We start from the raw sequence: 8,251 nt of genomic DNA on the forward strand, positions 1-8,251 counted from the left end.
TGTCCAAGCCCCCTGTTGCCTCCCGTAACCACCGCCAGTTTGCCTTCTAATGAAAAATCGGATAAATCCATAGTACGCTTCCTCCATCTCCTAAATTGATGCGGCGGCATGAGTCCGCTGCCGGGTTAGCCGCCGCTCTCTTTATGGCGCATCAAGCCGCCTTCTCGTTCGTTCTCGTTTGAACCGACCGGGGCAGCGTGGCGGCAATCAGCGCGGATACGACCAGCAGACCTACAAGGCTGTATACACCAACATTATAGTTGAAGATTTGAATCAGGAATCCGACAATATAAGGTCCAAAGAATCCGCCCAGATTCCCGAGCGCGTTGATGGCTCCCCGGGCTCCGCCCGCAACTTCCTTGCTGAACAAACGCGGAGGAATCGCCCAGAACACGACCCCTGCGGCTTTGACGAAGAATCCGGCGCCGATGAGGAAGATGTACGAGAACCAGACATTTCCGTGAACCGTTACAGACAGAAGCAGGCACAGCGCGAATCCCAGCAGCGGAATAATGACGAACTCCCTTCTTCGTCCGGTCCGGTCGGACAGGTTCGAGAACAGCAGCATACCCGCAATACAGGCAACCCACGGCAAGCTGGACAACAGGCCCACCATGCCCATTCCGCTGTTGGTCAATTTCTTCAGCAGCGTCGGCAGCCACATGGAGAATCCGTAGTCGCCCGACTGGTAACAGAAGTTCAGAGCAATAAGCTTCCACATGGACTTGTTGGGGAGCAGGTCCTTGATCGATGCCTGCTTCACGTCATTTTCCTGCTCAATCGCCAGCTGTTCCTCCTCCAGCTTGCCGATAATGTAAGCCTTTTCTTCCTTGCTGATCCATTTGGCCTGCTGCGGACGGTCGCTGACCATCAGCAACCAGGGAATAAGCACAATCAGCGAAACAATCCCTTCAATAATGAACATTTCGCGCCAGCCGGAGACAGAGATAATGAATCCCGAGATGGGTCCGGTGATGATCGCGGCAATGGGAGCGAACATCAGCACAATGGCGTTGGCCCGGCCCCTTTCCTCATTGGGGAACCAGTTGCTGCACATGGTCAGCACGACCGGCAGCATGCCGCCCTCCGCAATACCGAGACAGAACCTGAGCGCCAGCAACTGAGTCGTGCTCGTTGCCAAGCCGCTTAATATGGAGACAACAGCCCAGAAGGGTATCACCCAGGCAATAAACTTCTTGCCGCTTCTCTTGGCGGCGATCTGTCCGCCGGGGACTTGCAGAAACAAATAACCGAAAAAGAATATGCCCGCCGCAAAACCGGCCATGCCGGCAGTCATGCCGAGCTCTTTGTCCATTCCGCCGGATATGGCAAAGCTCACGTTCACACGGTCCATAAACGAAATAATGCACACGATGAGCAGCGGCGGCAAAATGCGTGTCCAGCGGCTGCCCGGTATTCTTCCAGCTTCGCTATTCATTCCCACAAACACCCCTTGTTATAAGAAGTTATGAGTGAATAAACTTACATAATTGCTGCGTTGATCTTAATGACCACCCTGCGGATCGATGTCTTGCCGCCATGCTCCCAGATCGGCCGGTGAACATCCTCGGGGAAGAAGATCGCATAATCCCCCGGCTCCAGCGCCAGCTCCGTCTCCCTGTCCACCTGGGCGTAATAGATCGCATCCTTGGTCTCCAGAAGCGTCTCCGTCACCGTGTTCCTGCCCAAATCGACGGCAAAGCCGATTCGTTCCTTCCCCTCCACCGAATAGTGCAGCTCTACATATTTGCGGTGCACCTCCGGTTTGGCCTCCTCCTTCAGCCTGGTTGTGACATCGAACACCTGGACAAAGAAATCGTCTCCTTCAATCGGATAGATGCCCGTCTCCATAGTCTGAAACTCATGCCGATGCTCCTGCAAGTACCGAATGGCCCGAACTACAAGCTCCGTGTACTTCTTCTCGATCGGTTCACCGCTCTCAATGTTGGAAAAGATCATGGCCGCTCACGCCTTCCTTCATTATATAAAGGTTATTTGCCTTGCGCCGGGACTGCCGCCAAGCTACAGGATGGCTGTGCTGACCTTCACAATCACCTTGCGCAATGCCGCGCCGTCTCCATCTTGACAGCCCGGACGATGGACATCCTCGGGGAAGAAGACGGCGAACTGTCCCGGCTGCATCAGCAGCTCCATTTCATTCTCCGCCTGCTTGTAAAAAATAATGTCCTTCTCCGCGGTCAAATCCTCATCCACAGCATTTCTTCCCGTGTCCGCCGCAAACCCGATCCGCTCATTGCCTTCCACGGAAAATTGCACATCGATGTATTTCCGGTGCACCTCCGGCAGGGTATCTTCCTTCCTCTTGGTCTCCAGATTGACGACCTGAGCGAACATATGCTGCCCTTCAATCGGATACACCCCGGCGTCCATGGTCAGAAATTGCTCCTGATTATCCTTCAAATACTGAAGAGCTCTCGCAATGGCCGGCGGATACTGGCGCTTCGTTTGTTCCAATGTTTCAATACTGCCGAAATACATGGCTGACCCTCCCGCTTCCTCCGCCGGCTTATCGCCTGTAGTTTCGCCGGTCAAGGAAAAGATTATATAATTGCGCTTTCAATCCCTGCCGCCCGATTAAGCGCCGTACGGCAACACTTAATCGAACCAGAGTCATCCGTAAACCGGGTGATCCTCTGATGGAGCGCGGCGGTCCTCTTCGCTGTTCCTGGCCCCCAGAAACCAGACATATTTCATTCGCGCGCCCGGCGACGCCACTGTAGGATGATAGCCGCCCGGAATAATGACCGCGTCGCCGGAACGGACGATCTCCGCCTGCTCGGTTCCGTCCATCAGCATCCCCACATGAACGCCGAAGCCGTCTTCGGGAATATCGAAATAGAAATAGATTTCCTCCAGCGTATCGGAATGATGATGAGGCGGCCAGCTGGTCCAGGCTCCATCCTGCCCTGTGGTGATGCCCGTAACTATGCGGCTCGCCCGGTCGGAACGGGTCAGCAGGTTCACGATGTCGCGGGTATAGTTGTATCTCCCGTGAACTTCCTTCTCCCGGTATGCGGCGCCGTAATCCGCATAGATAAACTCCGCGTCGCTCCACGCTTCGGCCGCTGCCATAACGAGTCTGGATTGTTCGAGTACGCCTTCAATCGTGACCGCCCGGCCCCTCGGAACATACAAGCCGTCCCCCGGCAACAATATATACTCGCTGCTTTCAGCCGCAACCCGCAGCTTGCCCTCAATGCAGACCAGGCTTGCCTCGCGGCCTTCCAGCTCCACCCTTTGCGCCCCGCCCGAAGGCAAATTCAGCACGAACAGCTCCAGCACCTCCAGCTCGCTGTCCCCGGGTCCGACAATCCGGTGCAGTCCCGGCGTGCGCGGCGCAGTAAATTTCAGCTCCATCTTCTCCTCCTCACCCCAGCTTGTGACTGCTTAACAATGGCTTACATCCGAATTTTAAAATGAAAGCGCATAATTGTCAACAAGTATTTCTGTCGACAATGATAGACAACGAAAGTCCCTGAGGCATGATCGACTCAGGGAAGCGGTTTGCGTCAGAATTCTTTTTTATCAATCCAGCTGTTATAGTGAAAGTGATTGCGAAGCGCGGCCAGGATCTCCTCGTTGTCCCCTTTCTTCAGGGCGGCTACCATCTGGCGGTGCTTGTCCACAACCTCCCGCTTGTATTCAAACTCTCCCTTGTCAAACTGGCGGCGCGTTCCCACAATCAGAATCGCCCGGTACAGCTTGTCTATGTTCGCCCAGAACAGCTTGATGAACTTGTGGTCGATCACCTCGAACGCCTTGGTGTGAAACGCGATATCCTGAGCCGCGAACTCGTCGGCATCCTTGTGGCTCAGCGCCAGCTCCATTCTGTCGGCGGAAGTCTCCATAAAGCGGATAACCGGCTCCCGCGCATCGGGCGGGATGTGACTGAGCGCGAACGATTCCAGCATGTAGCGGACATTGTAGAACTCGTTGACCTCTTTTTCAGTCAGGACCTTTACGACAGCCCCCTGCTTCGTAATATCCAGCAGACCCTCGTATTCCAGATTGCGGAACGCTTCCCGCACCGGTGCGCGGCTTAATCCATACTCGCTTGCTACCGCGGTTTCGGTCAGCTTCAGCCCATTCTCCAATTGGCCGCCAACGATCCTCATCCGCAAAATATCAGTCAGCTGTTCTCCCAGTCCTATGTTAAGCTTCGGATCAATCATCAGGTTAACTCCTTAAAATACATGTCGACATACAGGTTAAGTGTATCACAACGGACTGGAAAAGCGCCAGCTTAACCGAGCTTCTGTTTCATGTCCCGGATCGGTCGCGGACAGAGGGAAAGGCTTGAGGTTCCACCCTTCCCCTTCGTTCCTTCTTCCCCTGATGTCATTTTGCAAGTCTAGGTTTATTGGCTTCTGGCCCCTTGGTCTTTTTACCGGTTATGTATACCCCCGCAAATACAAGCAGCCCGCCGAGCACCTGCGCAAGCGTAACCGGATTGCCGAGCAGCATGCTGAGAATGGCCGTGAACACCGTGATCAGATTCAGATAAATCCCCGCCCGGCTGGCCCCGATCTCGCGGATCGACGCGTTCCAGAAGATAAACGACCCCACAGAAGGAAAAATGCCGATATACAGAATGCCCATGGTCGCCTTGGGACTAAGCGGAAGCTGGATACCCGAAGCCAGAAAGAAAGGAAGAATCAGCAGCAAGCCCATTAGTGCGGAAATCGCCGTAGCCGAGATTGGAGGCAGACCTTTCATTTTTCGTCCAAGGATGGAATAGAACGTCCAGACGAGAATCGCGGCCAGCATCAGCAGATCGCCGAGATTGTATTCGGTCTGAAAAATAAGCTGCAATTGTCCCTTGGTCAGTACCAGCAGCACGCCGAGCAGCGACACCAGCAGGCCCACGCCTTTGGCAAGCGAGATCTTTTCCCGGAGAAACAAGGAAGAGAACAGCACGATCAGCGCCGGATTCATCGCGTTGACGAGCGCGGCGTTCATGGAAGTCGTGAACCTCAGCGCCTCATACAGCAGAAAGTTGTATCCAACCACACCCAGTACGGACATGAGCAGCAAAATTCGCCACTCTTTCACGACGCTCTTCCAGTCGGGGCGTTCCACGAAATGCGCGATCGGAAACAGCAGGCACACCGCGATCAGCCACCGCGAGAACGTCATCTGCACGGGCGTCATCTCCGCCACCACATATTTGCCGAACACATAATTCCCCGCCCAGAACAGATTAGCCAAAATCAAAAAAAGATAAATACGGTACTTGCCCATAACGCTTGCTCGCCTCTTTCCGTCTGTTGAAAATGAAAAATGACCTTCATTCATTATAATATACGGGGGCAAGAGGGGCTGTGAGATCGAATCTCTACGAAAAAAATGAAACCACATGCTGAACCGCATGTGATTTGACCCTTGGACCGCTGTATCGCATACCGCGATTATGAATTTTCTCCGAAAATTTTCTCAATATACTCCTGCAAGTGCCCAAGGAAAAACAGCGAGGATTTATCCTGACTAATCGAAACATCACTGTGAACCAGTATGTAAAAATTAAACAGCAAAGCCGCCAGGTCCTTTGCAATCACCGTTTCGCTCTCAAGCAGGTTGGATACATCGGCCAACTTACGGTACAAATCCTTCTTCTTGTCCTCCCTGATTTCCTGTTTGGTCAGAATCAAGACACTAATTTCATCGATGGCGCTCTCCAAAGAAGTATACATTGTCTTATACTTAACATCTTCATTCAGCATTCCAGCTATCGCTCCTTTTTGAATAAAAATTTATAATATTCATTATATCATCTTATGATTGAATAAAACGTGTTATAAATAGTTATTTTAAATGGGAAGATGATTTGCGGCCATATTAGGGGAATATCATACGGGGGTGATGAGGATTAAGTTCTATCAGGGATAGCCATCCGATTTACCTTGAGGTTTATCTTCTCAAAGCCATTAACAAACTTATACTTCGATTACTATTTCGTCAGGTCTTGTGCCATCAGCAAGGTTCTCATTCCAAAACTTCCTTTGTTCTGCCCCACCGATGTTTATACCATAATAAAAAGATGGGTCAATAAACAATTCTTGTCCATTATCCATGTTCAACTGAAGGCTGTTACAGACAATTTGATTCTTGTCATTAGACTCCTTACCGTTAATAACGAAACTCTTAACAGTATTTTTGGCAGACATCAAGTCAGTCAATATTATTTGACTTACCGACGTCTTGCACGGCAACATATCCTCATCAATTTCAAATTGATATCGAATCGAACCAACTATCCTCACACTTAGTTTTGAGTATTGGTTAATTGATTCAAGTTCAATATACTTCTCGCCTACTTCGAAATAATAGTAACGCATATCCGGACAAAAATCCGCTACTCCATCTTCAATATCTACAAAACCAAACAAGTAAATATCTTGGATTGAGCCTCTCTTAAAGATATCAACAAGTTCTTCGAGCATATAATCTCTCCTTCATTAAGGGACAAACTGAATGTTTACGTCCATACCCTTACCTGATTCTAGTAGAGTGGCAAACTCTCCATTTGGTTTAGTGGCAACTGTCATACCATTGCCCCTATAAATATTTAACACTTCGCCATCCTTTTTCAAAGTTCCCCTACCCACAAACGATACTGCTCCATCGTCAATTATTTTGCCAAAATCACTCAAGAATGCGTCACCGTGTGTCTTATATTTAGGGTACTTTGTTCCAAGAGATAGTACAATTATGCACCCAAATCCCAAGGTTAGATACAAAGTAAGAATGATATTTGTCGACCATAAAATTGTAAACCGTTGTTTGTCGCGGCGCTTTCTCAATCTTATCTATTGCCAGTTTAGTACCATCACTTGAGACAAGCAAATCTCCAATCTTTAGGTCTCGTACAAGAGTCCAACCTTTTCCATCTAACCAAACACTGGATGGGTTAAAAAGAAAGCCTTGAAGGTTTTATTCCTCAAGGCTGAACATCTGTTACATTTTCATTTATTTACTAAACATCTCAAGTCTATCTGATTCAAGGAATTGTAACGAAGACTCGTTCACACCACCGAATTCAATAAAGTTATCACGGGCTTGAGCAAGTGTCATGTGGTTGGGGGAACTATAGTAGCTCGGGTCTGTACTTCCATCATAGGTATACCAGCTGATAAAATGAACCTTTTGTGTCAAATTGAAAACAAAACCTTAAATTCGTCTTTATTTTCCAGCAGACAGCAACTTTCACTGCCCCATAGCAAAAAAACGACGTCCCGAATCTCCCGATTCGCACGCCGTTTTTCCCGCATCTCTACCCGTCACTAATCACTGCTTACATCATCGAACTTCTGCTCATCATGCTGCTCATGTCCTTCATCATCCCGGAACCGCCGGATTTCATCATGGTGCCCATGCTGCCGCTGTGCTCCTCGCAGGATTTATGCATGTCGTTCAGCTGCTGCTCGGTTAGATTCGGATGCATTTTTTTCATAAAAGGGAGCATCTGCTCAAAAGTCTTGCTCCCCGTATCAGCGGCATAGACCGCCGTGCCAATCCCCAGCGTCAGGACGATCGCCCCGATACCGATCCACAGTTTCTTTCTCATCGCTTTTTCGCCTCCTTTCCTTATAAATGGATTATAAAATAGTCTTCTCGTCTTGTCTTGCACTCCGGCCTAATGGCCGGAATGCGGGTTCTCTCCGGAGGCCGGGGAAATTTCCAGCATGTCGTCAATCTCGCTCTGCGCCTTGGCTGTAATGGCCGAGCTGTCGCCGGTAATCCAGGCGTGGTTGTAAGGCCCTTCCGCCGGGGAATCCTTGAACTTCGGCATCAAGTCCATCAGGTAATTCATGACCGAATCCGGCATGCCGGACTTCTCGGTGAACAAGAGCGGGGCATGCTTGCCCAGATGGCTGAACGGAGCGGCGGCGATGGCCAGCGCCGGCGAATCGGTCGTCACGAACGAGAAGTTATGCCCGGGAGCGGTGATTCCCCAGCCAAATCCGTTGCCGGAATCCTTGAACTTGGCAAAAGCAATGGCATTCTCGTAAGGATCATCGCCGGAAATCCGGGTGACTGTTCCGTACTGCTTCAGCGCATCCTCGACCTTGGCTGAAACGGCCGACTCGGGACCGAGCACGTAGATAGACGCCTTGCCGGAGCGCGCCTCCAGCGCCTTCGCCGTCGCCTCCGGCACGTTGTCCTTGGTGACATAGAGCAGCGGCTCCGGCATGTGCGCGATCCAGTTGACGGCTGGCAGCGTATATTCCGG

13 protein-coding genes are annotated in these 8,251 nt (G+C 50.8%); all 13 read right to left on the minus strand.

The features are described from left to right. Window positions 1–151: 151 nt before the first annotated feature. On the minus strand, window positions 152–1,438 hold the full coding sequence (locus L692_RS0126305; RefSeq protein WP_025702861.1) for an MFS transporter: 1,287 nt from the start codon (window positions 1,436–1,438) through the stop codon (window positions 152–154). Between the two features lie 44 nt (window positions 1,439–1,482). Beyond that, the gene (locus L692_RS0126310; RefSeq protein ID WP_025702862.1) at window positions 1,483–1,959 is read right to left on the minus strand and encodes a NanQ anomerase/TabA/YiaL family protein; all 477 of its coding nucleotides are present in this window, start codon (window positions 1,957–1,959) and stop codon (window positions 1,483–1,485) included. A 63-nt stretch (window positions 1,960–2,022) separates the two neighbouring features. Next, the gene (locus tag L692_RS0126315) at window positions 2,023–2,499 is read right to left on the minus strand and encodes a NanQ anomerase/TabA/YiaL family protein (protein WP_025702863.1); all 477 of its coding nucleotides are present in this window, start codon (window positions 2,497–2,499) and stop codon (window positions 2,023–2,025) included. A 132-nt stretch (window positions 2,500–2,631) separates the two neighbouring features. Next, entirely contained in the window at window positions 2,632–3,378 is a 747-nt protein-coding gene (locus tag L692_RS30905; protein WP_025702864.1) for a 5-deoxy-glucuronate isomerase, read from the minus strand. 152 nt (window positions 3,379–3,530) lie between these two features. After that, complete coding sequence (locus L692_RS0126325; protein WP_025702865.1) at window positions 3,531–4,193, minus strand: GntR family transcriptional regulator; 663 nt, start codon at window positions 4,191–4,193, stop codon at window positions 3,531–3,533. A 166-nt stretch (window positions 4,194–4,359) separates the two neighbouring features. After that, window positions 4,360–5,262 carry a DMT family transporter gene (locus L692_RS0126330; RefSeq protein ID WP_025702866.1) on the minus strand — a complete coding sequence of 301 codons (903 nt, stop codon included), beginning with the start codon at window positions 5,260–5,262 and terminating at the stop codon, window positions 4,360–4,362. A gap of 167 nt (window positions 5,263–5,429) precedes the next feature. Beyond that, window positions 5,430–5,741 (minus strand): hypothetical protein, encoded by a 312-nt coding sequence (locus L692_RS0126335; protein WP_025702867.1) that lies wholly within the window; start codon window positions 5,739–5,741, stop codon window positions 5,430–5,432. Between the two features lie 213 nt (window positions 5,742–5,954). After that, window positions 5,955–6,461, minus strand: a complete 507-nt coding sequence (locus tag L692_RS0126340) for a hypothetical protein (RefSeq protein WP_025702868.1) — start codon at window positions 6,459–6,461, stop codon at window positions 5,955–5,957. Window positions 6,462–6,476: 15 nt separating this feature from the next. After that, window positions 6,477–6,671 carry a hypothetical protein gene (locus L692_RS0126345; RefSeq protein WP_025702869.1) on the minus strand — a complete coding sequence of 65 codons (195 nt, stop codon included), beginning with the start codon at window positions 6,669–6,671 and terminating at the stop codon, window positions 6,477–6,479. A gap of 25 nt (window positions 6,672–6,696) precedes the next feature. Further along, window positions 6,697–6,864: a polymorphic toxin-type HINT domain-containing protein gene (locus L692_RS31515; protein WP_198027841.1), complete on the minus strand. Its 168-nt coding sequence runs from the start codon at window positions 6,862–6,864 to the stop codon at window positions 6,697–6,699. Window positions 6,865–6,987: 123 nt separating this feature from the next. After that, window positions 6,988–7,173: a CPCC family cysteine-rich protein gene (locus L692_RS33890; RefSeq protein ID WP_156940599.1), complete on the minus strand. Its 186-nt coding sequence runs from the start codon at window positions 7,171–7,173 to the stop codon at window positions 6,988–6,990. A gap of 139 nt (window positions 7,174–7,312) precedes the next feature. Next, window positions 7,313–7,585 carry a hypothetical protein gene (locus tag L692_RS0126350; protein ID WP_025702870.1) on the minus strand — a complete coding sequence of 91 codons (273 nt, stop codon included), beginning with the start codon at window positions 7,583–7,585 and terminating at the stop codon, window positions 7,313–7,315. A 69-nt stretch (window positions 7,586–7,654) separates the two neighbouring features. Further along, window positions 7,655–8,251, minus strand: a 597-nt coding sequence (locus L692_RS0126355) for a cell wall-binding repeat-containing protein (RefSeq protein ID WP_025702871.1), incomplete at its 5' end; no start/stop codon positions are given.

The organism is Paenibacillus forsythiae T98 (assembly GCF_000520735.1).
Lineage (GTDB): Bacteria > Bacillota > Bacilli > Paenibacillales > Paenibacillaceae > Paenibacillus_AQ > Paenibacillus_AQ forsythiae.

Excerpts from the sequence above, each read along its gene's own strand:
- L692_RS30905 (WP_025702864.1), bottom strand. The coding sequence starts at position 3,378 with ATGGAGCTGAAATTTACTGCGCCGCGCACGCCGGGACTGCACCGGATT.
- L692_RS0126325 (WP_025702865.1), bottom strand. The coding sequence starts at position 4,193 with ATGATTGATCCGAAGCTTAACATAGGACTGGGAGAACAGCTGACTGAT.
- L692_RS0126335 (WP_025702867.1), bottom strand. The coding sequence starts at position 5,741 with ATGCTGAATGAAGATGTTAAGTATAAGACAATGTATACTTCTTTGGAG.
- L692_RS0126340 (WP_025702868.1), bottom strand. The coding sequence starts at position 6,461 with ATGCTCGAAGAACTTGTTGATATCTTTAAGAGAGGCTCAATCCAAGAT.
- L692_RS0126305 (WP_025702861.1), bottom strand. The coding sequence starts at position 1,438 with ATGAATAGCGAAGCTGGAAGAATACCGGGCAGCCGCTGGACACGCATT.
- L692_RS0126330 (WP_025702866.1), bottom strand. The coding sequence starts at position 5,262 with ATGGGCAAGTACCGTATTTATCTTTTTTTGATTTTGGCTAATCTGTTC.
- L692_RS0126350 (WP_025702870.1), bottom strand. The coding sequence starts at position 7,585 with ATGAGAAAGAAACTGTGGATCGGTATCGGGGCGATCGTCCTGACGCTG.
- L692_RS0126315 (WP_025702863.1), bottom strand. The coding sequence starts at position 2,499 with ATGTATTTCGGCAGTATTGAAACATTGGAACAAACGAAGCGCCAGTAT.
- L692_RS0126310 (WP_025702862.1), bottom strand. The coding sequence starts at position 1,959 with ATGATCTTTTCCAACATTGAGAGCGGTGAACCGATCGAGAAGAAGTAC.